We start from the raw sequence: 25829 nt of genomic DNA, 5'->3' as shown, positions 1-25829 counted from the left end.
GCCTCGTGACTCCCACCGATCTGTCCACCGTGTTGCGTGATGCCACCACGACGGTGCTCACCCGACGTGGGCTCGACACCTCGGTGGTCCCCGAAACGGTGGTGGTCGAGCGGCCCCGCAACCCCGACCACGGCGACTACGCCACCAACATCGCCCTGCAGATCGGCAAGCGGGTCGCCACCGCGCCGCGGGATCTCGCCGGATGGCTCGTCGAGGAACTCCGGTCGCAGCCGAGCATCGCCTCGGCCGAGATCGCCGGTCCGGGATTCGTCAACCTGCGGCTCGCCGCGGCGACCCAGAACGCCACCGTCGCGACCGTTCTCTCGGCCGGGTCCGCCTACGGGCGGGGCACCGACCTGCAGGGCACCGCGATCAACCTGGAGTTCGTCTCGGCGAACCCGACCGGGCCGATCCACCTCGGGGGCACCCGCTGGGCCGCGGTCGGCGACGCCCTGGGCCGTGTCCTCGATGCGCAGGGCGCGGCGGTGACGCGCGAGTACTACTTCAACGACCACGGCACCCAGATCGACCGGTTCGCGCGGTCGTTGGAGGCGGCGGCCCTGGGCGAACAGACCCCCGAGGAGGGGTACGCGGGCGCCTACATCGGTGAGATCGCCGCCGAGGTCGTCGCCGGGAACCCCGGCGTGCTCGAACGCCCCGAGGCCGATCGACTCGAGGCCTTCCGGTCGACCGGCGTCGAGCTCATGTTCGACCACATCAAGCGGAGTCTCGACGATTTCGGGACGCACTTCGAGGTGTTCACCCACGAGAACTCGATGTTCACGTCCGGGAGCGTCGACGAGTGCATCGCGGAGTTGAAGGCCAACGGCAATCTCTACGAGAACGACGGCGCGTGGTGGTTGCGCTCCACCGACTTCGGCGACGACAAGGACCGCGTCGTCATCAAACGGGATGGTGAGGCCGCCTACATCGCCGGCGACATCGCCTATTTCCGCGACAAGCGGCGGCGCGGGTTCGACCTGTGCATCTACATGCTCGGTGCCGACCACCACGGATACATCAAGCGCCTCAAGGCGGCTGCGGGCGCACTCGGTGACGACCCGGCCACCGTCGAGGTGCTCATCGGTCAGATGGTGAACCTCGTGCGTGACGGCGTGCCGGTGCGGATGAGCAAGCGCGCGGGCACGGTCATCACCCTCGACGACCTCGTCGACGCGGTGGGGGTCGACGGCGCCCGCTACTCGCTGATCCGGTCGTCGGTCGACGTCAACCTCGACATCGATCTGGATCTGCTGACCACGCAGTCGAACGAGAACCCGGTCTACTACGTGCAATACGCGCACGCACGCCTCTCGGCGATCGCGCGCAACGCCGCCGACCTCGGGATCACCGCGTCGCAGGAGCACCTGGAGTTGCTCGCCGAACCGGCCGAGGGCGAGCTCATCCGCACCCTCGGAGACTTCCCCGGCGTGGTGGCCACCGCGGCGCACCTGCGCGAACCGCACCGGATCTGTCGGTACCTCGAGAGCCTGGCCGCGTCGTACCACCGGTTCTACGACCGGTGCCGCGTGCTGCCCCAGGGCGACGAGGAGCCCGGCGACATCCACGCCGCCCGCCTCGCCCTGTGCTCGGCGACGCGCCAGGTGATCGCCAACGGCCTCGCCCTCGTCGGCGTCACCGCACCGGAGCGGATGTGATGGCCCACCCCGCAGGTCCCCGCCACGCCGAGGACACACCACGCGCACACCCGTCGGAGCGTCCCGCGTCGGCCGACGAGCTCGTCGAGCTGCCTGCCGCGGTGTGGCCGCGCAACGCCGCCCGCGGTGACGACGGTGTCGTGACCCTGGCCGGAGTCGGTGTCGACGCGCTCGCCGCCGAGCACGGGACACCCCTGTTCGTCATCGACGAGGCCGACTTCCGTTCGCGCTGTGCCGACATGCTCGCCGCGTTCGGCGCGACCGGTCGGGTGCACTACGCCTCGAAGGCGTTCCTGTGCACCGAGATCGCGCGATGGGTCGAGCAGGAGGGTCTCTCGCTCGACGTCTGCTCGGGCGGCGAGCTCACCGTCGCGCTGCGCGCGGGGTTCCCCGCCCATCGGATCGCGTTGCACGGCAACAACAAATCGCCCGAGGAACTGCAGCAGGCGGTCGAGAGCGGTGTCGGACACATCGTGGTCGACTCGGCGATCGAGATCGAACGTCTCGACGCCGCCGCCGGTGCGGCCGGGGTGGTCGCCGATGTCCTGATCCGCGTGACCGTCGGTGTCGAGGCCCACACGCACGAGTTCATCTCCACCGCCCACGAGGACCAGAAGTTCGGGTTCTCGCTCAGCGGCGGTGTGGCGATGGACGCCGTGCGCCGTGTCTTCGCCGCCGACAACCTCCGACTCGTGGGCCTGCACAGCCACATCGGTTCGCAGATCTTCGATCTCGACGGCTTCGAACTCGCCGCCCACCGGGTGCTGGGTCTGCTCAGCGATGTCGTCGCGGAGTTCGGCGTCGACAAGACCTCCCAGCTCTCGGTGCTCGATCTCGGTGGGGGACTGGGTATCTCCTACATCCCGAGCGATGACCCGCCGCCGGTCGCGGAGGTCGCCGCGACCCTCGTCGACATCGTGACCCGCCAGTCGGCCCAGCTCGGACTGCCCACCCCGATCCTCGCCGTCGAGCCCGGACGCGCGATCGCGGGGCCCGGCACGGTCACCCTGTACCGCGTCGGCACGGTGAAGGACGTCGCCATCGGCGGTGGCGCACACCGTCGCTACGTGTCGGTCGACGGCGGTATGAGCGACAACATCCGCACCTCGCTGTACCAGGCCGAGTACGACGTCCGGCTGGTGTCGCGCACGTCGCAGGCCGCCGCCGTCGTGAGCCGCGTCGTCGGAAAGCACTGCGAGAGCGGCGACATCGTCGTCAAGGACTGTTGGCTGCCGTCCGACGTGGCGCCCGGCGACCTCCTCGCCGTCGCGGCGACCGGGGCGTACTGCTACACGATGTCGAGTCGGTACAACATGGCGACGCGTCCGGCCGTGGTGGCCGTGCGTGACGGTGTGTCGCGGCCGGTGCTGCGGCGGGAGACCGTCGCGGATCTGTTGAGTCTGGAGGTGACCGAATGACCGAACACTCGCAACGACCCATCGGGGTCGCGGTACTGGGCATGGGCAACGTGGGGGCCGAGGTGGTCCGCATCCTGCTGCAGAACGCCGACGACCTCCAGGCCCGCGTCGGCGCGCCCATCGAGATCCGCGGCATCGCCGTGGCTGACCTCGGCAAGGCGCGCGCGTGTGCGACATCGCTGCTGACCGATGACCCCACCGCCCTGGTGAAGCGCCCCGACGTCGACATCGTCGTCGAGCTCATCGGCGGGATCGACATCCCCCGCGCGCTCATCGCGAGCGCACTCGAGCACGGCAAGTCGGTCGTCACCGCGAACAAGGCGCTGCTCGCCGACTACACCGGCGAACTCGCGACGCTGGCCGCCGAGGCCAAGGTCGACCTCTACTTCGAGGCGTCGGTCGCCGGCGCCATCCCGGTGATCCGGCCGTTGATGCAGTCGCTGGCCGGCGACACCGTGCAGCGCGTGGCCGGGATCGTCAACGGCACCACCAACTTCATCCTCTCCGCCATGGACGCCGACGGCGAGGACTACGACATCGTGCTCAAAGAGGCTGGGCGCCTCGGGTACGCCGAGGCCGACCCGACCGCCGACGTCGAGGGGTACGACGCGGCGGCGAAGGCCGCGATCCTCGCGTCGATCGCGTTCCACAGCCGCGTCACCGCGGGCGACGTGCACCGCGAGGGCATCTCGTCGATCACCGCCGCCGACCTGGCGTCGGCGGCGACGTTGGACTGCACGATCAAGTTGCTGTCGATCTGCGAGCGGATCGTCGATTCCGCAGGACGGCAACGGATCTCGGCGCGGGTCTACCCGGCACTGGTGCCGCTGACACACCCGCTGGCGAGCGTCAACGGCGCGTTCAACGCCGTCGTGGTCGAGGCGGAGAACGCCGGTCGACTGATGTTCTACGGACAGGGCGCGGGCGGTGCCCCCACCGCGTCGGCGGTCCTGGGCGACCTCGTGATGGCCGCCCGCAACAAGGTGCACGGTGGCCGTGGCCCGCTCGAGTCGACCTATGCGTCCCTGCCGATCGCACCGATGGGCGACGTGAACACCCGCTATTACGTCTCGATGAAGGTGGCCGATCGGCCCGGTGTGCTGGCGACCGTGGCCGGGGAGTTCTCCGCGCGCAACGTGAGCATCGCGACCGTCCGCCAGGAGGGCGCCGAGGAGAACGCCCGTCTCATCGTCGTCACACACCGCGCGCCCGATTCGGCGCTGTCGGAGACGGTCGACGCACTCAACGACCTCGACTCCGTGCTGAGTGTGTCCAGCGTCCTGCGCCTGGAGGGAACAGATGACTGACAATGGAACGCAAGGTCGGGCCGTTCACCGAGCCTGGCCGGGGCTCATCGAGGCCTACCGGCACCGACTCCCCGTCGAACCCGACGGCAAGGTGGTCACCCTGCTCGAGGGTGGCACCCCGCTGATCAGCGCGCCGCACCTGTCGGAGCTGACCGGGTGCGAGGTCTACCTCAAGGTCGAGGGCGCCAACCCGACCGGGTCCTTCAAGGACCGCGGGATGACGATGGCGGTCAGCAACGCCGTCAACCAGGGCAAGACCGCCGTCCTGTGTGCCTCCACCGGCAACACCTCGGCGTCGGCCGCGGCGTATGCCACCCGGGCGGGCATCACCTGCGCCGTGCTCATCCCCACCGGCAAGATCGCCATGGGCAAGCTGGCCCAGGCCGTCATGCACGGGGCCAAGATCATCCAGGTCAAGGGCAACTTCGACGACTGCCTCGAGCTCGCGCGCAAGGCCACGGCGGAGTTCTCCGAGATCGAGCTCGTCAACTCGGTCAACCCGGCGCGGATCGAGGGTCAGAAGACCGCTGCGTTCGAGATCGTCGACGTCCTCGGTCGCGCCCCCGACGTCCACGCGTTGCCGGTCGGCAACGCGGGCAACATCACCGCCTACTGGAAGGGTTACGCCGAGTACCACGCCGACGGCGTGTCCTCCTCGCGTCCCCGCATGCTCGGGGTGCAGGCCGCGGGAGCGGCGCCGCTGGTCAGCGGACACCCGGTGAAGAACCCGGAGACCGTCGCGACCGCCATCCGTATCGGTTCGCCCGCGAGCTGGCAGCAGGCGGTCGACGCGAAGGACTCCTCGGGCGGGCAGTTCCTCGCCGCCACCGACGAGAAGCTGCTCGAGGCATACCGTCTCGTGGCCGGACGCGAGGGCGTGTTCGTCGAGCCGGCCTCGGCGGCCAGCGTCGCCGGGTTGCTCGCCGCACGTGCCGACGGCTGGATCTCCGCCGGTGAGATGGTGGTGTGCACGGTCACCGGCAACGGACTGAAGGACCCCGACACCGCGCTGGCCGGGATGCCCGAGGTCCAGGCCATCGACGTCGACCCCGCCGCCGTCGCGCGCGCACTCGACCTGAGCTGACCGCGGCGATGAATCAGCCACTGCCGCTGGGCGTCTCGTGCTCGGTACGGGTCCCGGCGTCGTCGGCCAACCTCGGAGCGGGTTTCGACTCCCTCGGTCTCGCGCTCGACATCTACGACGATCTGACCGTCACGACCATCCCGTCGGGCGTGCGGGTCAGCGTCGACGGCGAGGGTGACGGTGCCGTCCCCCTCGACGACACCCATCTGGTGGTCCGGGCGCTGCTGCGCGGACTCGATGCCGGCGGGATCGGATCGACCGGACTCGAGATCGTCTGTCGCAACGCGATCCCCCATGCGCGGGGCCTCGGATCCTCGGCCGCCGCGGTGGTCTCGGGCCTCGCCGCGGCCTCGGGTCTGATGGCGAAAAGCGGGTTACGGCAACCATTCTCGACTGAAGAGCTGATTCAGCTCGCGAGCGAGTTCGAAGGTCATCCCGACAATGCCGCGGCGAGCGTCCTCGGGTCGGCGGTGGTGTCGTGGACCGAGTTCGTCGACGGTGTCGCGCGTTATCACGCCCGACCGCTGGCCGTGCACCCCGCGATCGCGGTGACCGCGTTCATCCCGACGACCGAGTCGTCGACGTCGCTGACCCGCGGACTGCTCCCCGACGCGGTCCCGCGGTCCGACGCGGTGTTCAACGTGAGCCGCAGCGCGCTGGCCGTCGTGGCGCTCACCAGCGATCCCGGGTGCCTTCACGCCGCGACCGCCGATCGTCTCCACCAGCACTATCGCGCCCCGGTGCTCCCCGACACCACCCACGTCGTCGACGAACTGCGCGGCCGTGGTGTCGCGGCGTTCGTCTCCGGCGCGGGGCCCTCGGTCCTCGCACTGCACGACCAACCGCTTCCCGCGGCCGCCGTCGAAAACGCCGCGCGTGTGGGCTTCGCGGCCCGGTCGTTGCGGGTGGCCGGTCCCGTCGACGTGCGCTGACCGCGACCGCGCATCGACACCCGGCCACCGCGACGCGCCGGGAGGCCCGGTATTGCCCGACGTCGGGTTCGTGGTTAGCATGAAGAGGTCTCGCTGCGGACGTCTGTCCACATTGCGCCTCTTCGCCGATATTCCTGCACACGGTGTCTGCCCGACCATCGGGCGTGCCGGCACACCATCGGGACTCGATCGACGACGGCGCACCTGCAGACGCCATCACGGCGGCAGACCCACCACACTTGACCCCGTCCTTCTCGACGGGCACGAGATCCGCGCCGCCATGGCGGGGATGATCGCCACCCCCGGCGCAGGCCGAAGACCTGCGGGGGAACGAAAGGAAATCCGTGACCGATACGGACCTCATCTCGACACCTGCGGCCGACGCGTCGTCGGGGACGACGGCGACCGCCGCACCCACCAAGACCAAACCCGCCCGCGGCGGCGGACTGAGCTCGATGGTCCTCACCGAACTGCGTCAACTGGCCGGCGAGCTCGGCATCAAGGGGACTTCGGGCATGCGCAAGGGTGACCTTGTGGCGGCCATCGCCGACCGTCAGGGCGGCGATTCCTCGCGCGCCTCCCGGGAGCGGACCGCAGATGCACCCGCCGCAGCGAAGGCCACCGAGGCGCCGGGCGACACGACCGTGCGCACCGATGCCGCGTCCGGCCGCACGATCGACGGCGCCCCGACCAACGACGGCGCCTCGAACGACGGCGCCTCGAACGGCAGCGGCACGACCGACAGCGCCAAGAACGACGGCGCCAAGGACGACAGCGGGAAGAACGACGGGTCCCGCAACGGCGAGACGGCGACAAGCGACACCGCAGGTGACCGCACCCGACGCCGCAACCGTGATGCTTCCGGACGCGACGCCGGCGAACGGGACACCACCCAGCGTGACGGCGGAGCCGACCGCCCCGCGAACGATCGTGCGGCGAACGACCGCGGCGAGCAGGACGGCTCCGGTCGCACGCGTGACGGCGGACGCAACGCCAACCGCGGCGACGGCGGCGGCCGGTCGGGCAACGCCAACGGCGGTAACCGTGGCGACAACGCCAACGGCGGCAACCGAGGTGAGAACGCCAACGGTGGCAACCGCGGAGACAACGGTAACCGCGGCGACAACGGCAACCGCGGAGACAACGGGAACCGCGGCGAGAACGGCAACCGCGGCGACAACACCAATCGCGACGGCAGCCAGAACCGTGACGGCAACCGCACCAACGGTCCTCGCGACGACGACGATGACGGCACGGGCCGGGGTCGGCGGGGTCGTCGCTTCCGCGAGCGTCGTCGCGGACGCGATCGCGACGGTCAGGGCGGCGGCAACAACGAGCGCGAGCCGCAGGTCAACGACGACGACGTGTTGCAGCCGGTCGCGGGCATCCTCGACGTGCTCGACAACTACGCCTTCGTGCGGACCTCCGGCTACCTCGCCGGGCCCAACGACGTCTACGTGTCGATGAACCTGGTGCGCAAGAACGGTCTTCGCCGCGGCGACGCGCTCACCGGTGCGGTGAAGCTGCCGCGCGACGGTGAGCAGCAGAGCAACCAGCGCCAGAAGTTCAACCCCCTGGTGCGTCTGGACTCGGTGAACGGTGCCGACGTGGAATCGGCGCGCAACCGGCCCGAGTTCGGCAAGCTCACCCCGCTGTACCCGAACGAGCGACTGCGTCTCGAGACCCGTCCCGAGCAACTCGACACCCGCGTGATCGACCTGATCATGCCGATCGGCAAGGGCCAGCGCGCCCTCATCGTCTCGCCGCCCAAGGCGGGCAAGACGACGATCATGCAGGACATCGCGAACGCGATCTCGATCAACAACCCCGAGTGCTACCTCATGGTGGTCCTCGTCGACGAACGGCCCGAAGAGGTCACCGACATGCAGCGATCGGTGAAGGGCGAGGTCATCGCCTCGACCTTCGACCGGCCGCCGTCGGACCACACCTCGGTCTCCGAGCTGGCCATCGAGCGCGCGAAGCGCCTCGTGGAGAACGGCAAGGACGTCGTCGTCCTCCTCGACTCGATCACCCGTCTCGGGCGTGCGTACAACAACGCGTCGCCGGCATCGGGCCGCATCCTGTCCGGTGGTGTCGACTCCACTGCGCTCTACCCGCCGAAGCGGTTCCTCGGCGCGGCCCGCAACATCGAGAACGGTGGGTCGCTCACGATCATCGCCTCGGCGCTGGTGGAGACCGGATCGACGGGTGACACGGTCATCTACGAGGAGTTCAAGGGCACCGGCAACGCCGAGCTCAAGCTCGATCGCAAGATCGCCGAGCGTCGCGTCTTCCCCGCGGTCGACGTGAACCCGTCGAACACCCGTAAGGACGAGCTGCTGATGTCGCGCGAGGAGTTCGCCATCGTGCACAAGCTCCGTCGCGTCCTGTCGGGGCTCGATTCGCAGCAGGCGATCGACCTGCTGATCTCGCAGCTGAAGAAGACGACCACCAACATCGAGTTCCTGATGCAGGTGCAGAAGAACACCCCGAACGTCCCCGGACAGGAGTGATCCGCCGCCGGTGACGGCCGTTCGGCTGTCGCTTCAGGCGTCGGGGACGGCGTCGGCCGGCAGCGGCGAGGTGTCGAACCGCGGCGGGTCGGCGACGTCGTAGACGCCGGTCGCCGCGCACGTCCCGCCGACCTCCGGGTGTCCGGCGTAGCGGCGGTCCTCGGGATACACGCCGAGCTGTCCGTTCTGCCGTGTCGCGGTGATGAACTCGTCGATGCGCGGGTCGTCGGCGCGGTCGACCTTCAGTTGGTGGCCCCACGACTGGATCGAGATCGGTCGGTCCAACGTGGGATACGGCGACATCAGCGTGTGGTCGCGTCCCTGCACCCGTCCGGCCAGCGCCGCCACTCCCGCCGCGTCGACCCGCGCCGGGTCATAGGTCACCCACACAGCGCCGTGCTCCATGGAGTGCACGGCGTTCTCGCTGCGTAGGGCGACGGGGTAGACGATGCCAGTGCAGGTCGCCCAGACCGCGTCGTGACGACCCCCGATGGGCGGGGAGAACTGGTAGCGGACGCGTTTGCCCGGACCCACGTGGCCGCCCACGTAGAACTTCTTCACCACACCGGGGATGCGCATCGCCGGATCGGGGTCGTCGGTGGTGGGCACGAATCCCGACGCCGACGCGGGGGAGTCGTCGGTGATGCCGGGGCGGGTCAGCGCGAACGCGCCGACGCCGACCACCACGGCGGCCACAAGGACACCGATCACCGCGTCCAATACGCGTCCGTGTCGTGTGTGCGCCATCGATGTCCCCTCGGTCCGCGGCGATCGCCCATCGCCGGCCGCCACTGTAGTGGCGTATGCAGCCGCGGGAATTATCCCAGGTGAGCGCCGGTTGAAGCCCATGTCGGGTGCGATCGGCACCGGCGGCACCGATTCGGTCCGCAGGCGTCGTTCTGGCATACTCGTCACGGTTGTGCACCACCCCGGTGCACATCATCACAGTCCGGTTCCGGTTCACACCGCCCCCGCACACGCGGAGATCGGTGACCCGGCGACCATGAGAGGGACACCAGATGAAGCAGGGCATCCATCCCCAGTACGTCGAGACCAATGTGGTCTGCGGCTGTGGGAACACCTTCCAGACCCGGAGCACGAAGGAGAGCGGCCAGATCACGGTCGAGGTCTGCTCCCAGTGCCACCCGTTCTACACGGGCAAGCAGAAGATCCTCGACACCGGCGGCCGCGTCGCACGGTTCGAGAAGCGCTACGGCAAGCGCAGCCCCAAGGGCGCCGCGGCCACCGAGGCCGACGCCTCGAAGTAGCCCGTCCGTCGACGCCCGTCCCGTGCACACGCACGGGGCGGGCGTCTTCGCTTTCTCCACACCTCATCGCCAGAACGGAGTCGCATCGTGACCGAGAAGCCCGCGGGTACCGCGATCGACGACGTGCTGGCCGAGTACGCCGGCCTCGAGTCGCAGATGTCGGACCCGTCGCTGCACGACGACCCCACGACCGCGCGGCGCGTCGGCAAGCGCTTCGCCGAGCTCGCCCCGGTGATGACCACCCACACCCGGTTGTCCAGCGCGCGTGACGATCTCGAGGCCGCGCGGGAACTGGCCGCCGACGACCCCTCGTTCGCCGCGGAGATCCCCGAACTCGAACTCGCGGTCGCCACCCTCGACGCCGCCCTCACCGATCTTCTCGCCCCGCGCGATCCGCACGATGGCGACGACGTGGTCCTCGAGATCAAGTCCGGGGCGGGCGGTGAGGAATCGGCTCTGTTCGCATCGGATCTCGCGCGGATGTACCTGAAGTACTGCGAACGCCACGGCTGGAAAGCGCAGATCCTCGGCGTCACCGAGTCCGACCTCGGTGGCTACAAGGACGCGACGCTGTCGATCAAATCGGCGGGGGATTCCCCCGACGGGGTGTGGTCCCGACTGAAGTTCGAGGCCGGAGTCCATCGCGTACAACGGGTTCCGGTCACCGAATCCCAGGGCCGCATCCACACCTCCGCCGCCGGCGTCCTCGCATACCCGGAGCCCGACGAGGTCGAGCAGATCGAGATCGACGAATCCGATCTGCGCATCGACGTCTATCGCAGCTCCGGCAAGGGTGGGCAGGGGGTCAACACCACCGACTCCGCCGTGCGCATCACCCACCTGCCGACCGGCATCGTGGTCACGTGCCAGAACGAGCGGTCGCAGCTGCAGAACAAGGCCCGTGCCATGCAGGTGCTGGCCGCCCGCCTCCAGGCCGCGGCCGAGGAGAAGGCCCAGGCCGAGGCCTCCGAGGGCCGGACCGCCCAGGTGCGGACCGTGGACCGCTCCGAGCGGATCCGGTCCTACAACTTCCCGGAGAACCGGATCACCGACCACCGGATCGGGTACAAGGCGAACAACCTCGACTCGGTCCTCGACGGCGATCTCGACGCATTGCTCGACGCCCTGACCGCCGCCGACAAGCAGGCCCGGCTCGAGGCGCAGTGACCGGGTCGGATTCGCCGACCGTCGACCTGCGCGCGACGCTGCGTGCCGCGACGGACCTGTTGCTCGCCGCGGGTGTCGCGTCGCCGAGGGTCGACGCCGAGCTGTTGACCGCACACGTGCTCGGCGTCGACCGCGGGCGTCTGCTCGTCGTCGACGCGATCGACATCGGGCAACGTGACCGCCTCGAGCGCCTGATCACGCGCCGCGCGGCCCGAGAACCCCTGCAGCACATCATCGGTCGAGCGGCCTTCGGCCCGATCGACCTCGCCGTCGGGCCCGGGGTCTTCGTGCCGCGCCCGGAGACCGAGGCGTTGCTCGAATGGGCGGTGGGGGAGTGCGCCCGCCACGCCCCCGCGCCGGCGGTGGTCGATCTGTGTGCCGGCAGCGGTGCCCTCGCCCTCGCGGTGGCGGCCTCGGTCCCCGATGCATCGGTCACCGCCGTCGAGAACGATCCCGGGGCGTGGACGTGGTTGCTGCGCAACGCCGGTGAGGCCACCGACGCGGTGCGCGGACGGATCACGACCCGGCGCGCCGACGTGCTCGACCCCGACGCGATCGGCGACCTGCGTGCCGATGTCGTGGTGAGCAACCCGCCGTATGTCCCGCTCGGTGCTCCCCTCGACCCGGAGGTCGTCGACCACGACCCCGCGGTCGCGCTCTTCGGCGGCGACGACGGCATGTCGGTGATCACGCCGATGATCGGCGTGATCGCGGGCATCCTGCGCGCCGGGGGAGCGTGCGGCATCGAACACGACGACTCCACCTCCGACGCCGTCGTGGCGGCGTTCGCCGCCTCGGGTGCCTTCACCGACATCACCGCGCACGCCGATCTGGCCGGTCGCCCGCGCTTCGTGACCGCCCGCCGGGTGTCCGACGACCCCGGGTCGGTGGGCACGGGCGCGACCGATGGCGCCCGCGGGCACGTGCAAGGATGACTGCGTGAGCACGGTGTTCGATTGCAATGATGACCATTCCCGCAGCGCAGGGGTCCACGCGGCCGTCGGTGCGGTGCGGCAGGGTCGGCTCGTCGTCATGCCGACCGACACCCTCTACGGATTGGGTTGCGACGCCTTCGATTCCGACGCAGTCACCGCCCTCCTCGCGACGAAGAACCGGGGCCGCGACATGCCGGTGCCGGTGCTCGTGGGTTCCTGGGACACCATCGACGGCCTCGTGCTGTCGGTCAGCACCCGCATGCGCGAACTCGTCCGCGCCTTCTGGCCGGGCGGGTTGAGTCTCGTCGTCGAACAGGCCCCGTCGCTGGCGTGGGACCTCGGTGACACCAGCGGGACGGTGATGGTGCGCATGCCCCTGCACCCCGTGGCGATCGAGGTCCTGCGTGAGGTCGGTCCGATGGCGGTGTCGAGTGCCAACCGATCAGGACAGCCGCCGGCCACCACCGCCGAGGAGGCCCGCGGCCAACTCGGCGACGACGTCGCGGTGTACCTCGACGGCGGTCCCGCCGCCCACGCCACGCCATCGACGATCGTCGACCTGACCGGTTCGGCCCCACGCATCCTGCGGACCGGGGCCGTCGCCGCCGAGGAGATCGCCGAGGTGCTCGGCGTTGAGACGGCCACGCTCCTCGACTGACGCCCCGGGCGCCACACCGGCGACGGGCGCGTGCGGATGACCACATCGTGGTCCCGCACCAGTACCGTTGAGCCGTGTTTCTCGCGGCTGCAGATGTGTCCACCGGCGGTGCCGGTGTGCCCCTGCGTGAGTTGATGCTGGTCGGCCTCACCGCTGCCGTCATCACCTACCTCGCGACGGGATTCGTCCGTGTCGTGGCCACACGGGTCGGCGCGGTCGCCGTTCCCCGTGTGCGCGACGTCCACGCCATTCCCACGCCCCGTCTCGGTGGGGTGGGCATGCTCCTCGGAGTGCTCGCCGCGATCGTGCTCGCCCAACAGCTCCCGGCGCTCACGCGCGGTTTCGCCTACACCGACGACATGAACGCCGTGCTGGTCGCCGGTCTGGTCATCGTCGCGGTGGGCATCATCGACGACCGGTGGGGTCTCGACGCGTTGACGAAGTTCGTCGGCCAACTCACCGCCGCGGGCGTCCTGGTGCTGATGGGCGTGAGCTGGACGGTCGTCCCCATCCCGATCGGCGACACCGGGACCGTCGTGCTCGACCCGCTGCAGTCGGGTCTGCTGACCATCGCGATCACGGTCGCGACCATCAACGCGATCAACTTCGTCGACGGCCTCGACGGTCTCGCCGCGGGCCTGGCCTTCATCGCCGCCCTGGCCATCCTCATGTTCTCGCTCGGTCTTCTCCGCGACCAGGGGGGAGACGTCAGCTACTACCCGCCCGCGCTGATCTCGGTCAGCCTGGCCGGTGCGTGCCTCGGATTCCTCCCGCACAACTTCCAGCCCGCACGCATCTTCATGGGCGATTCGGGATCGATGCTCATCGGCCTGATGCTGGCCACGGCGTCGACGAGTGCCTCGGGGCGCATCGCGGTCAACGCCTACGGTCCGGCCGACCTGTTCTCGCTGCTCTCGCCGCTGATCCTCGTCGCCGCGGTCATGTTCATCCCGATGCTCGACATGCTGCTCGCGGTCATCCGTCGGACCCGCGCGGGCGTCGGTTTCTACACGCCGGACAAGATGCACCTGCACCACCGGCTGCTCGAACTGGGACACTCGCAGCGACGCGTGGTGCTCGTCATCTACCTGTGGGTCGCGGTCCTGGCGTTCAGCGTCGCCGCCAGCACGGTGTTCCCGGTGACCGTGGTCGCGCCCGCGCTCGCCGCCGGTCTGGTCCTCGCGATGATCGCCACGATCGTGCCGCGACTGCGTCGACGGGCTGTCGACCGTCGTGGGGAACCCGCCGCGACGCCGACGCCGGACGCGGTGAACCGGACATATTAACCAATGTAGTACTATGGCGCGTAGTAGGTCAGTCGACCTCAGCCGGGACCTGTTCCACCGAGCCCCACCCCACGTCACACCCCCGGCGGCAGGTTGATATGGTCACAGCAACCGGTGAGCTTACGTCCGCTTTACTTTGCGCGGCACGCACGCTCGATGGACAGTGCTCTGGCAACGGGCAGTGGACGACCGACCGTGAGGCCACCCGCCCGCACGACCGCGGCGCTCGACGACGAGCACCGCGCGCTCCCGACCCGAGGAGAGGCAGATGACGATGTCAGCCCCCGAGTCGACACAGTTCTATCCCGAGATCCCGCTCAGCTTGGCGCGCCCGGCGATCATCGCCGGCGTCGCGGCCACCGCTGTCCTCGTCATCAGTGCGGTGGTCGGACACGTGTTCTTCGGCGTGTGGTTCGCCGTCGGCATGGTGCTCTCCCTCGCCAACGCGAAGATGGTCCAGGCTTCGGTCGGTGCCGCCACCGCCGATGACGAGAACCCCCGCAAGAAGCCCGTCGTGCTCAACACGGCAGTGCGTCTCGGCATCATCACCGTCGCCGCGCTCGCGGTGGCATTCATCTTCCGGCCCGAGGGACTCGGCGTGATGTTCGGGCTGGCGCTGTGTCAGGTGATCGTGGTCCTCTCCACGGTGATCCCCGTCATGAAAGGACTCCGCAAGCAGTCATGACCTCCGTATCCACATGGGCCGCAGAGGCCGAATCCGGGGCCGAGTCCGACTCCAAGATCGAGGTCGGACACCACATCGTCCGTGACTTCTTCGGGATGTCGTTCAACATCGACACCATCATCGGCACCGCCGTCGCCGCCATCATCCTGATCGGCCTGGCGTTCATCCTGCGGGCGAAGGTCACCTCACGTGGCGTCCCCAACGGTGTGCAGCTGTTCTTCGAGGCAGTCACCAACCAGATGCGCGGTCAGATCGAGAGCTCCATCGGCATGCGCGTCGCGCCGTTCGTGCTCCCGCTCGCGGTCGGGTTGTTCACCTTCATCCTCATCTCGAACTGGCTCGCCGTGCTCCCCGCGCAGTACGGCAACTCCGAGGGTGTCGCCGGCGAGTGGCTCAAGCCCCCGGCGTCGGACATCAACTACGTCTACGCGCTAGCGCTGACCGTGTTCGTCTGGTACCACGCCGCGGGCTTCCGCAAGCGCGGTCCGCTCGGATACCCGGCGAAACTGGTGCGCGGCCACGTGATCGGGCTGGCCCCGATCAACATCATCGAGGAGATCGCGAAGCCCGTCTCGCTGTCGCTGCGACTCTTCGGCAACATCTTCGCCGGTGGCATCATGGTCTCGCTGATCACGCTGTTCCCGCCGTACATCATGTGGGCGCCGAACTCGATCTGGAAGCTGTTCGACCTCTTCGTCGGACTCATCCAGGCGTTCATCTTCGCCCTGCTGACCATCCTCTACTTCAGTCAGTCGATGGAGTCCGAGGACGCGCACTAGCTCCACCGCGCACCCAGATCTCCGTTCGGCACCCGCCGGACCGGACCGGACCGCCGAGAGGCCGGCCTCGATCGCGAGGCCGGACCCCACGGCCACGAAATACGACGGTCGACACCGCGTCGATCGCCAGACCTGGCTGATGACCGCATCGGCCGGCACCAGAACTGGCACCGTGAGTGCCAGTACAGCGAAAGGGAAAGTCACATGGATCCAACGATTGGAATGGGCGCACTGATCGGCGGCGGCCTGATCCTCGGCGGCGGTGCCATCGGCGCCGGCATCGGCGACGGCCTGGCCGGTGCTCAGCTGATCGCGGGAATCGCCCGTCAGCCGGAGGCCCAGAGCCGCCTGTTCACGCCCTTCTTCATCACCGTCGGCCTCGTCGAGGCCGCGTACTTCATCAACCTGGCATTCATGGCGTTGTTCGTCTTCGCCACGCCGATCTCGGCTTCCTGACCACGGGGCCCGGGTAGACACGGAATCAGGTAGACACCATGGCGCTCGCCGCACAGAACTTCCTCATACCGAACGGCACGTTCTTCGTCGTGCTGATCATCTTCCTCATCGTGCTGGCCGTGATCGGCAAGTTCGTCGTCCCGCCGATCAAGGCGGTGCTCGAGGAGCGGGAGGAGACGGTCACACAGACCGGGCACGACAACCGGACGGCCACTGAGGAGTTCGAGAACGCCGAAGCGGAGTACCGCGAGGCGATGAAGTCGGCTCGCGGCGAGGCCACCGGTATCCGTGACGAGGCCCGGGCCAAGGGGCGCGAGACGTTGGAGCAGATGCGCCAGCGCGCCACCGCCGAGTCCGACGGTGTGCTCGCCGAGGCCACCACGCAGCTGCGGTCGGAGGGCGAACAGGCCGCGACCGCGGCCCGTGAGGACGTCGGCCGCCTCTCGTCGGAGCTCGCGAGCAGGGTCCTCGGTTTCGAGGTCTCCGCAGACGACGCGGCGTTCGACAAGCAGGCCGCGACCAGCGGGACGGTGAGCTGACCATGGGGATCTTCATCGGACAGCTCGTCGGTTTCATCGTCATCGTCTTCGTACTGGTGCGCTACGTCGCGCCACCGGTACGGGCCGCGATGAAGAAGCAGCAGGACACCATCGCCACCCAGCTCTCCGAGAGCGAAGAGGCGAAGAAGCGTCTGGTCGAGGCGAAAGAAGCCCACGCCAACGCCGTGGAAGAGGCTCGTGCCTCGGCCAGTCAGATCCGCGAGGAGGCCCGCGGCGACGCCCAGGCCATAGCCGAGGAGATGGCGGCGCAGGCCGACGCCGAGGTCAAGCGCATCACCGAACACGGCAAGACGCAGGTCGCGCTCAACCGGGCCAGCCTGGTCCGCCAGCTGCGCGGTGACCTGGGTCTGGCCTCGGTCGACCTCGCGGGTCAGATCGTCCGCCGGCACCTCGGCGACGTCTCGGCCCAGCAGGAGTCCATCGACCGGGTCATCTCCGAACTCGAGGGCATGGCCGGTCCGGACGATGTCGACTCGCGTATCTCCGCGCCGTCGGATCTCGTCGGACTCCACTCGATGCGTGCGGCGAGCCGTGATTCGGTCCGCGCACTCAGCAAGGAATTCGAGACACGCACCGGCTCGCTCGACGCCGACGGACTGACCCGGCTCGCCGGGGAGCTCGCCGACGTCGTCGACCTCCTGGGCCGCGAACCGGTCCTGCGCAAGCATCTCGCCGAACCCTCGGATGACACCGAGGCGAAGACCGGACTCTCCGACCGCATCTTCGCCACCTCGGGCGAGGACACCCGGGCGCTCCTGCGCAGTGCGGTGACCGGCCGGTGGTCGGCGACGAGCGACTTCACCTTCGCGATCGAGCGTCTGGCGCGGTACGCGCTGCTCATCGTGGCGGAGAAGGCCAACTCGATCGACGACGTCGAGGACGAGCTGTTCCGCTTCGGTCGGCTGCTGGTGGCCGAGCCCAAGCTGAGCGCACTGCTGTCCGACGTCAACGCGCCGATCGAGGGACGTCTCGGACTGCTCGACACCGTGTTGGCGGGCAAGGCGAACGAGACCACCGCGGCCCTCATCACCCAGACCGTGCGCCTGCTCCGTGGCCAGTCGGCCGCCTCGGCGGTGTCGGACCTGGCCGAGCTGGCCGCGGCGCGGCGCGGGGAATCGGTGGCGCACGTCGTCGCCGCGACCGACCTCTCCGCCGATCAGCGCGAGAAGTTGACCACCGTCCTCGGTCGGATCTACGACCGTGAGATCTCCACCCAGGTGGAGGTCGACCCCGACCTGCTCGGTGGACTGCGGATCGCCATCGGCGACGAGGTCATCGACGCCGACATCGCAACCCGTCTGGCCCGCGCGGCCGACGAGCTGCCCACGTAGTCGCCGACCGGCGACCCACCAACCACAGATCACACCCCTACGCAAGGAAGACGAAAACCCATGGCGGAGTTGACGATCTCATCTGACGAGATCAAGGGCGCTATCGAGCAGTACGTCTCGTCGTTCACAGCAGAGGCATCCCGCGAGGAGGTCGGCGTCGTGACCGACACCTCCGACGGCATCGCGCACGTCAGCGGCCTGCCCGGCGCGATGGCCAACGAACTCCTCGAGTTCCCCGGCGGCGTGCTCGGCGTCGCGCTGAACCTCGACGAGGACGAGATCGGCGTGGTCATCCTCGGTGACTACGAGTCCATCGAAGAGGGCCAGCAGGTCTCGCGTACCGGCGACGTGCTCTCGGTCCCGGTCGGCGACAAGTTCCTCGGCCGCGTGGTCAACCCGCTCGGCCAGCCCATCGACGGTCAGGGCGAGATCGAGTCCGCCGAGGACCGCGTGCTCGAGCTCCAGGCCGCCAGCGTGCTCGAGCGCCAGCCGGTCGAGGAGTCGCTCGCCACGGGCATCACGGCCATCGACGCCATGACGGCCATCGGCCGCGGCCAGCGCCAGCTCATCATCGGCGACCGCAAGACCGGCAAGACCGCGGTCTGCATCGACGCGATCCTGAACCAGAAGGCGAACTGGGAGACCGGTGACCCGGCCAAGCAGGTGCGCTGCATCTACGTTGCCATCGGTCAGAAGGGTTCGACGATCGCCGGCGTCAAGAAGGCGCTCGAGGACGCGGGTGCGCTGGAGTACACGACCATCGTCGCCGCTCCCGCCTCGGATTCGGCCGGCTTCAAGTGGCTCGCGCCCTACACCGGCTCGGCGATCGGCCAGCACTGGATGTACGAGGGCAAGCACGTCCTCATCGTGTTCGACGACCTGACCAAGCAGGCCGAGGCCTACCGCGCCATCTCCCTGCTGCTGCGTCGCCCGCCGGGCCGCGAGGCGTACCCCGGCGACGTCTTCTACTTGCACTCGCGTCTGCTGGAGCGGTGCGCCAAGCTGTCCGACGAGCTCGGCGGCGGCTCGATGACCGGCCTGCCGATCATCGAGACCAAGGCCAACGACGTCTCGGCGTTCATCCCGACCAACGTCATCTCGATCACCGACGGCCAGGTCTTCCTCGAGTCCGACCTCTTCAACAAGGGTGTCCGCCCGGCCATCAACGTCGGCACCTCGGTGTCGCGCGTCGGTGGCGCCGCGCAGACCAAGGGCCTGAAGAAGGTCAGTGGTTCGCTGCGTCTGGAGCTCGCGCAGTTCCGTGAGCTGGAGGCCTTCTCGGCCTTCGCCTCCGACCTCGACGACGCGTCGAAGGCGCAGCTCGAGCGAGGCGCCCGGTGGGTCGAGCTGCTCAAGCAGAACCAGTACAGCCCGGTGTCGGTCGAGGACCAGATCATCACGATCTACCTCGCGGGTGAGGGTCACTTCGACTCGGTTCCCGTCGACGACGTCAAGCGCTTCGAGGGCGAGCTCGTCAGCCACCTGCACCACGCGGCGTCGGGTGTGTACGAGTCGATCGCCGGCGGCAAGGCGCTGTCCGACGATCAGGCCGAGGCCCTGGTCGCCGAGGTCAACAAGTTCAAGCAGGGCTACCTGACGAGCGACGGCTCGCGTGTGGTGAACGAGGAGGAGTCCGGCTCGCTGGATCCCGACGAGGTCACCAACGAAGAGATCAAGCTCAAGAAGAAGTAGACCGGTGACCAACCATGTCCGTACGACCAATCCGAAAGGGGTGTGAGGCAGCCGATGGCAAGCATCCGTGAACTGCGCTCACGCATCAGGTCGGTGCAGTCGACGCGCAAGATCACCAAGGCGCAGGAGCTGATCGCGACGTCCCGGATCACCAAGGCCCAGGCCAGGGTGACCGCGTCGAAGCCCTACGCCGAGGAGATGACGACGGTCCTGACCGAGCTCGCGAGCAAGTCGAGCACGCTGGACCATCCGTTGCTCGTCGAGCGTCCCGAGCCCAAGCGGGCCGCCGTGCTGGTGGTCACCAGCGACAGCGGCCAGTGTGGTGGCTACAACTCGAACGTGCTGCGGGAGACGCGCGAGCTGCTCTCCCTGCTGCGTGACGAGGGCAAAGAGCCGATCATCTTCGTGATGGGACGGAAGGGGTTGCTCTACTTCACCTTCCGCGACATCGAGGTGGCCGGCTCGTGGACCGGCTTCAGTCAGCAGCCGCGGTACTCCGACGCCAAGACGGCCACCGACCGACTGGTCGACCTGTTCGTCGCCGGCTCGGGTGAGCAGGTGGAGGCCGACGGCGACGAGGATCTGCCGTCGACCGAGGGCGTCGACGAACTGCACATCGTCTACACGCGCTTCGCGTCGATGCTGAGCCAGGTCCCCGAGGTCCGTCGCATGGCACCGCTGGTGGTGTCGAGCGACGACGAGGGTGACGACGTGGACGACTCGGATGCGAACCCGGATCGGAACTACTCGTTCGAGCCGGGCGCGGAGACGTTGCTCTCGGCCCTGCTGCCCAAGTACATCGCCACGCGCGTCTACGCGGCGCTGCTCGAGGCCGCGGCCTCGGAGTCGGCGGCACGACGCACCGCCATGAAGGCGGCGACCGACAACGCCGACGAACTGATCACCGATCTGTCGCGGCAGGCCAACCAGCTCCGCCAGGCACAGATCACCCAGGAGATCAGCGAGATCGTCGGCGGAGCCAGCGCACTCGCGAAATGACGCAACGGCCGCGCGCGAGCATCGCTCGTCGGGGCCACGAACACACGACAACGACGTAACGGCCCCCGAAGCCAGGAAGTGACCACCATGAGCACAGCAACAACCGAAGCGCCCAGCGGCTCCTCGGCGACCGAGTCGGCGGGGCGCGTAGTCCGCGTCATCGGCCCCGTCGTCGACGTGGAGTTCCCGCGCGGGTCGGTTCCGGAACTGTTCAACGCCCTCCACGCGAAGATCGCACTGAAGTCTGTCGCCAAGACCCTGACCCTCGAGGTCGCGCAGCACCTCGGTGACAACCTCGTGCGCACCGTCTCGATGCAGCCCACCGACGGTCTCACCCGCGGCACCGAGGTGAGCGACACCGGCAAGTCCATCTCCGTGCCCGTCGGCGACGTGGTCAAGGGTCACGTGTTCAACGCCCTCGGTGACTGCCTGGACGCCCCCGGAACCGGTCGCGACGGCGAACAGTGGAGCATCCACCGCAAGCCGCCGCCCTTCGATCAGCTCGAGGGCAAGACCGAGATCCTCGAGACCGGCATCAAGGTCATCGACCTGCTCACCCCGTACGTCAAGGGCGGCAAGATCGGTCTGTTCGGTGGTGCCGGTGTCGGCAAGACGGTTCTCATCCAGGAGATGATCACCCGTATCGCCCGCGAGTTCGCCGGTACGTCGGTGTTCGCCGGCGTCGGCGAGCGCACCCGTGAGGGCACCGACCTCCACCTCGAGATGGAGGAGATGGGCGTCCTCCAGGACACCGCCCTGGTGTTCGGTCAGATGGACGAGCCGCCGGGCACGCGTATGCGTGTTGCCCTGTCGGCCCTGACCATGGCCGAGTACTTCCGCGACGAGAAGCACCAGGACGTGTTGTTGTTCATCGACAACATCTTCCGTTTCACCCAGGCCGGATCCGAGGTCTCGACCCTGCTCGGTCGTATGCCGTCGGCCGTCGGTTACCAGCCGACCCTGGCCGACGAGATGGGCGAGCTCCAGGAGCGGATCACCTCGACGCGCGGTAACTCGATCACCTCGCTGCAGGCGATCTACGTCCCCGCCGACGACTACACCGACCCGGCGCCCGCGACCACGTTCGCGCACCTCGACGCCACCACCGAGCTCTCGCGACCCATCTCGCAGCTCGGTATCTACCCGGCCGTCGACCCGCTCACCTCGACCTCGCGTATCCTCGAGGCCTCGATCGTCGGCGACGAGCACTTCCGCGTCGCCAACGAGGTCAAGCGCATCCTGCAGAAGTACAAGGAACTGCAGGACATCATCGCCATCCTCGGTATGGACGAACTGTCCGAAGAGGACAAGGTCACCGTTCAGCGTGCCCGCCGCATCCAGAAGTTCCTGGGCCAGAACTTCATCGTCGCCGAGAAGTTCACCGGACAGAAGGGTTCGGTCGTCCCGCTGTCGGACACGATCGAGGCGTTCGACCGTGTCGCCAAGGGCGAGTTCGATCACCTGCCCGAGCAGGCGTTCAACAGCTGCGGTGGTCTCGACGACGTGGAGGCCGCGGCCCAGAAGATCTCGGGGAAGTGATCGACGCCCATGGCTGACACAGGCTTTCCGGTCGAGGTCGTCTCCGTCGAGGAACGGCTGTACTCGGGCGAGGCCACCTTCGTGATCGCTCAGACCACCGAGGGCGAACTCGGCATCCTCAACCATCACGAGCCGCTCCTGGGACAGTTGATCCCCGGCGGGTTCGTGATGATCGAGCAGTCCGACGGCAAACGTCGCGTCGCGTCGGTACAGGGAGGGTTCCTCTCCGTCACCGGCGAGACGGTCACGGTGCTGGCGGAGTCCGCCGAATGGGCTCGTGACATCGATGTCGACGCCGCGCGCGCCGATCTCGAGTCGTCCGAGGAGGGCACCGAGGAGCACGAGCGTGCGCTGTCTCGGATCCGAGCGGTGGAACAGCTGAACCAGGAGAAGTGATCTCCACCTCGCCAGATGTCCACGGTGTTGTCGCCGTGGCATTCTGGGGAGGTCAGCGCCGACACGGTGCCGATCCCCGCAAACACTTGGTGTTTGCGGGGATCGCTGTATCCGGCGCACGACACACCGGTGCGGACACGATGCCCTGCGGTCGGCGGGGCTCGGACAGGAGGTGGCGATGAACACGACGACGGTCGTGGTGACCATCGCTGTCGCGCTCGCCGTCCTCGCGGTGGGGATGGTCGTGGTCGTCGGCTCCCGCGTGAACCGGTTGCGCAACAGCGGAACCGCGGTACTCCTGCGCCCACTTCCCGCCGGACCGGATCAGGGTTGGCGGCACGGCATCGTCCGCTACGACGACAACACGATGGTCTTCTACCGGCTGAGCAGTCTCCGCACGGGACCGAGCGAGGTGATCGCCCGGCAGTCCATCGAGACCCGGGGCCGCCGCCGTCCCCAGGGCACCGAGGTCGACGTGATCGACGCGATGACGATCGTGGAGATCGGTGCCGACGGGGCGGACTACGAGCTCGCCATGGCCCCCGGCGCGATCACCGCGTTCCAGTCGTGGGTCGAGTCCCGGCCGCCGGTGCGGTCGCAGCGTCGCCGCTCGGCCTGACGGCTCAGTCCTTCGCCGACGGACGTTGACGTTTCCCGCCGGGAGTCCACAGCACATCCCCGTCGGTGTTGACCGCCCGCGAGAGGATGAACAACAGATCCGACAGGCGGTTCAGATATCTCGCCGGCAGCTCCGACATGTCGTCGGGGTGCGCCGCCATCGCGGCCCACGCCGATCGTTCCGCGCGACGGACCACCGTGCGCGCCTGGTGGAGCAGCGCACTGAGAACGCTGCCGCCGGGCAGGATGAATGAGTCGAGCGGCGGCTGACCGTCGGCGAACTCGTCGCACCACGTCTCGAGTGCGTCGACGTAGGACTGCTGCACACGCAGCGGCGGGTACTCCGGGTCGGCGACCACGGGCGTCGCGAGGTCGGCGCCGGCGTCGAAGAGATCGTTCTGGATCGTGACCAGGACCGCTCGGACGTGGTCGTCGGGTGCACCGAGTGCAACGGCGGTCCCGATCGCGGCGTTGGCCTCGTCGCAGTCGGCGTAGGCGACCACGCGGGTGTCGGTCTTGCTGACGCGGGAGAAGTCGCTGAGACCGGTGGTGCCGTCATCGCCGGTGCGTGTGTAGATCTTGGTCAGGTGAACGGCCATGGAGGTCAACCTACCGTCTGCGTCGCCGGTGCTCCCGGGGCCGACCGTAGCCGGGGGGTGGATAGGCTCGGGGTGTGAATGATCGCTTTCTCGTCACCGGAGGTGCCCGCCTACAGGGTGAGGTGTCCGTGGTGGGAGCCAAGAACAGTGTCCTGAAGCTCATGGCCGCTGCCTTGCTCGCAGAGGGGCGGACGACCATCACCAACTGCCCGCTGATCGCCGATGTCCCGTTGATGGCGGAAGTGCTTCGCGGACTGGGTGCCACGGTGGTTCTCGACCGCGAGACCGTGCACATCGACACACCGGCGCAGCCGAGCTTCCACGCCGATTTCGACGCGGTGAAGCAGTTCCGCGCGTCGGTCTGTGTGCTCGGACCGTTGCTCGCCCGATGTCACCGGGCGGTCGTCGCGTTGCCGGGTGGCGACGCCATCGGGTCACGACCCTTGGACATGCACCAGGCCGGTCTCCGCGCGCTGGGTGCACAGAGCACGATCGAGCACGGATGCGTGGTCGCCGAGGCCGACCGGCTCACCGGCGCGGCGGTGGCTCTGGAGTTCCCGTCGGTCGGCGCCACCGAGAACATCCTCATGGCGGCGGTGTTGGCTGACGGTGTCACCACCATCGACAACGCCGCGCGCGAGCCGGAGATCGTGGATCTCTGCGAGATGCTGATCCAGATGGGCGCCGACATCGCAGGTGCCGGGACCTCGACGCTCACCGTGCGGGGCGTCACGACGCTGACTCCGACCACACACTCGGTGGTGGGGGACCGGATCGTCGCCGCCACCTGGGGAGTGGCCGCGGCCATGACACGGGGGGACATCACCGTCACCGGTGTGAACCCGGCACACCTGCAACTCGTGCTCCACAAATTCGGCGATGCCGGCGCGCAGGTCGATCGCTTCGACAACGGATTCCGCGTGCGTCAGCTCGAGCGACCGACCGCGGTCAACTTCTCCACACTTCCGTTTCCGGGGTTCCCGACCGACCTGCAGCCGATGGCGATCGGACTGGCCGCCGTCGCCGAGGGGATGTCGGTCATCACCGAGAACGTCTTCGAGGCACGCTTCCGTTTCGTGGAGGAGATGATCCGACTCGGGGCCGACGCACGGACCGACGGTCACCACGCGGTGATCCGGGGGATCGAGCAGCTCTCGAGTGCCCCGGTGTGGTGCTCGGACATCCGCGCCGGCGCCGGACTGGTGTTGGCCGGGTTGGTCGCCGACGGTGTGACCGAGGTGCACGACGTCTTCCACATCGATCGTGGGTACCCGGAGTTCATCGACAAGCTGCGCGGCCTGGGTGCCGAGATCGAGCGGGTCACCGGCACCTGAGGGTCGATTCGTGTGGCGTGGGTCTCAGTATTGCTGTCCAGCAGTCGAATTCGACCGAAAACGGGGCGGACGTACCAGGAACGTCGCAGGTCACGTCGGGTGCGACACGCTCGTCACCACGCGATTTGACGCCGGCGCCGCGATCCGCGTAACTTCTTCCAAGTCAGCGCGCCACGGCGCCGCCCCGGAGAGAGATCACCGGGTAGAAGGAAACCGGGCTTCAGCGCAGACCACCACAGATCGACTGATCACCGCGAGAGCGGCGGTCGCGGCTGCGGTGGGCAGAGTCGAGATGGCCTCCCGAACACCGGGTTGGCGTCACGGAAAACCTCTGCTAGGCTGGAAAAGTTGCCCCGGAGACGGAGCGACAACATCTGAACAAGTCCACGAACGGACGGCCTCGACGAGGTTCTGACGACGTGGGTGTGTGTTCTTTGAGAACTCGATAGTGTGTTGATGGATTGTTTATGCCATTTTTTGTGGTGTCGGTTTTGAGTCCGGCACTGTTTTTTGATGCCGCCCTTTTGGGGGTGGTTGTCAGTTGTTTTTTTGGTTGGGATTTTTTCTCTGCTGGGAAGATTGTGGAAGATTGGTGGCCTTCTACGACCTCGATCG

Annotated in this window: 24 protein-coding genes; 22 read left to right on the top strand and 2 right to left on the bottom strand. The window is 68.3% G+C overall.

What is annotated here, in order from left to right:
• Positions 1-5: 5 nt before the first annotated feature.
• From argS to rho, 6 genes are all read left to right on the top strand, one after another.
• Complete coding sequence (gene argS / locus ASG12_RS14635) at positions 6-1658, top strand: arginine--tRNA ligase (RefSeq protein WP_055791105.1); 1653 nt, start codon at positions 6-8, stop codon at positions 1656-1658.
• The gene (lysA, locus tag ASG12_RS14630; protein ID WP_055791101.1) at positions 1655-3076 is read left to right on the top strand and encodes a diaminopimelate decarboxylase; all 1422 of its coding nucleotides are present in this window, start codon (positions 1655-1657) and stop codon (positions 3074-3076) included. Before argS ends, lysA begins: the two co-directional genes overlap by 4 nt.
• On the top strand, positions 3073-4383 hold the full coding sequence (locus tag ASG12_RS14625) for a homoserine dehydrogenase (RefSeq protein ID WP_055791098.1): 1311 nt from the start codon (positions 3073-3075) through the stop codon (positions 4381-4383). The genes lysA and ASG12_RS14625 overlap by 4 nt, the downstream gene beginning before the upstream one ends.
• On the top strand, positions 4376-5467 hold the full coding sequence (gene thrC, locus ASG12_RS14620) for a threonine synthase (protein ID WP_055791096.1): 1092 nt from the start codon (positions 4376-4378) through the stop codon (positions 5465-5467). Before ASG12_RS14625 ends, thrC begins: the two co-directional genes overlap by 8 nt.
• A gap of 8 nt (positions 5468-5475) precedes the next feature.
• On the top strand, positions 5476-6399 hold the full coding sequence (thrB, locus tag ASG12_RS14615) for a homoserine kinase (RefSeq protein ID WP_055791093.1): 924 nt from the start codon (positions 5476-5478) through the stop codon (positions 6397-6399).
• 344 nt (positions 6400-6743) lie between these two features.
• Positions 6744-8912, top strand: a complete 2169-nt coding sequence (rho, locus tag ASG12_RS14610) for a transcription termination factor Rho (protein ID WP_055791089.1) — start codon at positions 6744-6746, stop codon at positions 8910-8912.
• Positions 8913-8945: 33 nt separating this feature from the next.
• On the opposite strand, the gene ASG12_RS14605 is transcribed toward rho, so the two are convergent.
• Positions 8946-9659, bottom strand: coding sequence for a DUF3105 domain-containing protein (locus tag ASG12_RS14605; RefSeq protein WP_082502027.1), 714 nt, complete (start codon positions 9657-9659; stop codon positions 8946-8948).
• Positions 9660-9931: 272 nt separating this feature from the next.
• Here ASG12_RS14605 and rpmE point away from each other — a divergent pair, with 272 nt between their 5' ends.
• The 15 genes from rpmE (at position 9932) to ASG12_RS14530 (ending at position 23282) form a co-directional block, all read left to right on the top strand.
• Complete coding sequence (rpmE, locus tag ASG12_RS14600) at positions 9932-10180, top strand: 50S ribosomal protein L31 (protein ID WP_055791084.1); 249 nt, start codon at positions 9932-9934, stop codon at positions 10178-10180.
• A gap of 87 nt (positions 10181-10267) precedes the next feature.
• Complete coding sequence (prfA, locus tag ASG12_RS14595) at positions 10268-11347, top strand: peptide chain release factor 1 (protein ID WP_443089098.1); 1080 nt, start codon at positions 10268-10270, stop codon at positions 11345-11347.
• Positions 11344-12282, top strand: a complete 939-nt coding sequence (gene prmC / locus ASG12_RS14590) for a peptide chain release factor N(5)-glutamine methyltransferase (RefSeq protein WP_082502026.1) — start codon at positions 11344-11346, stop codon at positions 12280-12282. Before prfA ends, prmC begins: the two co-directional genes overlap by 4 nt.
• A gap of 4 nt (positions 12283-12286) precedes the next feature.
• Positions 12287-12940 carry an L-threonylcarbamoyladenylate synthase gene (locus ASG12_RS14585; protein ID WP_055792093.1) on the top strand — a complete coding sequence of 218 codons (654 nt, stop codon included), beginning with the start codon at positions 12287-12289 and terminating at the stop codon, positions 12938-12940.
• A 134-nt stretch (positions 12941-13074) separates the two neighbouring features.
• The gene (locus tag ASG12_RS14580) at positions 13075-14226 is read left to right on the top strand and encodes a glycosyltransferase family 4 protein (protein ID WP_082502084.1); all 1152 of its coding nucleotides are present in this window, start codon (positions 13075-13077) and stop codon (positions 14224-14226) included.
• 268 nt (positions 14227-14494) lie between these two features.
• Positions 14495-14911 carry an ATP synthase subunit I gene (locus ASG12_RS14575; protein WP_045822203.1) on the top strand — a complete coding sequence of 139 codons (417 nt, stop codon included), beginning with the start codon at positions 14495-14497 and terminating at the stop codon, positions 14909-14911.
• Positions 14908-15690 carry a F0F1 ATP synthase subunit A gene (gene atpB / locus ASG12_RS14570; protein WP_045822204.1) on the top strand — a complete coding sequence of 261 codons (783 nt, stop codon included), beginning with the start codon at positions 14908-14910 and terminating at the stop codon, positions 15688-15690. Before ASG12_RS14575 ends, atpB begins: the two co-directional genes overlap by 4 nt.
• A gap of 204 nt (positions 15691-15894) precedes the next feature.
• Positions 15895-16146 (top strand): F0F1 ATP synthase subunit C, encoded by a 252-nt coding sequence (locus ASG12_RS14565; RefSeq protein ID WP_045822205.1) that lies wholly within the window; start codon positions 15895-15897, stop codon positions 16144-16146.
• A 38-nt stretch (positions 16147-16184) separates the two neighbouring features.
• Complete coding sequence (locus tag ASG12_RS14560; RefSeq protein WP_055791072.1) at positions 16185-16685, top strand: F0F1 ATP synthase subunit B; 501 nt, start codon at positions 16185-16187, stop codon at positions 16683-16685.
• Between the two features lie 2 nt (positions 16686-16687).
• Positions 16688-18037, top strand: coding sequence for a F0F1 ATP synthase subunit B/delta (locus ASG12_RS14555; protein ID WP_055791069.1), 1350 nt, complete (start codon positions 16688-16690; stop codon positions 18035-18037).
• A gap of 60 nt (positions 18038-18097) precedes the next feature.
• The gene (gene atpA, locus ASG12_RS14550) at positions 18098-19729 is read left to right on the top strand and encodes a F0F1 ATP synthase subunit alpha (protein WP_055791066.1); all 1632 of its coding nucleotides are present in this window, start codon (positions 18098-18100) and stop codon (positions 19727-19729) included.
• Between the two features lie 54 nt (positions 19730-19783).
• Positions 19784-20728, top strand: a complete 945-nt coding sequence (locus tag ASG12_RS14545; RefSeq protein ID WP_055791064.1) for a F0F1 ATP synthase subunit gamma — start codon at positions 19784-19786, stop codon at positions 20726-20728.
• Positions 20729-20815: 87 nt separating this feature from the next.
• Positions 20816-22267, top strand: a complete 1452-nt coding sequence (gene atpD / locus ASG12_RS14540) for a F0F1 ATP synthase subunit beta (protein WP_055792090.1) — start codon at positions 20816-20818, stop codon at positions 22265-22267.
• Between the two features lie 9 nt (positions 22268-22276).
• A complete protein-coding gene (locus tag ASG12_RS14535; protein WP_045822210.1) occupies positions 22277-22663 on the top strand; it encodes a F0F1 ATP synthase subunit epsilon in 387 nt (128 codons plus the stop codon).
• A 178-nt stretch (positions 22664-22841) separates the two neighbouring features.
• Positions 22842-23282 carry a DUF2550 domain-containing protein gene (locus ASG12_RS14530; RefSeq protein ID WP_045822307.1) on the top strand — a complete coding sequence of 147 codons (441 nt, stop codon included), beginning with the start codon at positions 22842-22844 and terminating at the stop codon, positions 23280-23282.
• A 4-nt stretch (positions 23283-23286) separates the two neighbouring features.
• On the opposite strand, the gene ASG12_RS14525 is transcribed toward ASG12_RS14530, so the two are convergent.
• Entirely contained in the window at positions 23287-23880 is a 594-nt protein-coding gene (locus ASG12_RS14525) for a cob(I)yrinic acid a,c-diamide adenosyltransferase (RefSeq protein WP_055791061.1), read from the bottom strand.
• A gap of 74 nt (positions 23881-23954) precedes the next feature.
• Between ASG12_RS14525 and murA the strand changes: the two genes are divergently transcribed.
• Positions 23955-25214 (top strand): UDP-N-acetylglucosamine 1-carboxyvinyltransferase, encoded by a 1260-nt coding sequence (gene murA, locus ASG12_RS14520; RefSeq protein ID WP_055791058.1) that lies wholly within the window; start codon positions 23955-23957, stop codon positions 25212-25214.
• Positions 25215-25829: the final 615 nt, after the last annotated feature.

Source organism: Williamsia sp. Leaf354, from assembly GCF_001424365.1.
In the GTDB taxonomy this organism is placed as follows: domain Bacteria; phylum Actinomycetota; class Actinomycetes; order Mycobacteriales; family Mycobacteriaceae; genus Williamsia_A.
The sequence above is the reverse complement of the archived record's forward strand: the minus strand, read 5'-3'. Positions and strand labels throughout refer to the sequence as shown.

Excerpts from the sequence above, each read along its gene's own strand:
- ASG12_RS14580 (WP_082502084.1), top strand. The coding sequence starts at position 13,075 with ATGCTGGTCGGCCTCACCGCTGCCGTCATCACCTACCTCGCGACGGGA.
- ASG12_RS14535 (WP_045822210.1), top strand. The coding sequence starts at position 22,277 with ATGGCTGACACAGGCTTTCCGGTCGAGGTCGTCTCCGTCGAGGAACGG.
- ASG12_RS14625 (WP_055791098.1), top strand. The coding sequence starts at position 3,073 with ATGACCGAACACTCGCAACGACCCATCGGGGTCGCGGTACTGGGCATG.
- ASG12_RS14605 (WP_082502027.1), bottom strand. The coding sequence starts at position 9,659 with ATGGCGCACACACGACACGGACGCGTATTGGACGCGGTGATCGGTGTC.
- ASG12_RS14565 (WP_045822205.1), top strand. The coding sequence starts at position 15,895 with ATGGATCCAACGATTGGAATGGGCGCACTGATCGGCGGCGGCCTGATC.
- ASG12_RS14575 (WP_045822203.1), top strand. The coding sequence starts at position 14,495 with ATGACGATGTCAGCCCCCGAGTCGACACAGTTCTATCCCGAGATCCCG.
- thrB (WP_055791093.1), top strand. The coding sequence starts at position 5,476 with ATGAATCAGCCACTGCCGCTGGGCGTCTCGTGCTCGGTACGGGTCCCG.
- ASG12_RS14545 (WP_055791064.1), top strand. The coding sequence starts at position 19,784 with ATGGCAAGCATCCGTGAACTGCGCTCACGCATCAGGTCGGTGCAGTCG.
- atpD (WP_055792090.1), top strand. The coding sequence starts at position 20,816 with ATGAGCACAGCAACAACCGAAGCGCCCAGCGGCTCCTCGGCGACCGAG.
- ASG12_RS14555 (WP_055791069.1), top strand. The coding sequence starts at position 16,688 with ATGGGGATCTTCATCGGACAGCTCGTCGGTTTCATCGTCATCGTCTTC.
- ASG12_RS14530 (WP_045822307.1), top strand. The coding sequence starts at position 22,842 with ATGAACACGACGACGGTCGTGGTGACCATCGCTGTCGCGCTCGCCGTC.
- thrC (WP_055791096.1), top strand. The coding sequence starts at position 4,376 with ATGACTGACAATGGAACGCAAGGTCGGGCCGTTCACCGAGCCTGGCCG.
- atpA (WP_055791066.1), top strand. The coding sequence starts at position 18,098 with ATGGCGGAGTTGACGATCTCATCTGACGAGATCAAGGGCGCTATCGAG.
- ASG12_RS14525 (WP_055791061.1), bottom strand. The coding sequence starts at position 23,880 with ATGGCCGTTCACCTGACCAAGATCTACACACGCACCGGCGATGACGGC.
- atpB (WP_045822204.1), top strand. The coding sequence starts at position 14,908 with ATGACCTCCGTATCCACATGGGCCGCAGAGGCCGAATCCGGGGCCGAG.
- ASG12_RS14560 (WP_055791072.1), top strand. The coding sequence starts at position 16,185 with ATGGCGCTCGCCGCACAGAACTTCCTCATACCGAACGGCACGTTCTTC.
- rpmE (WP_055791084.1), top strand. The coding sequence starts at position 9,932 with ATGAAGCAGGGCATCCATCCCCAGTACGTCGAGACCAATGTGGTCTGC.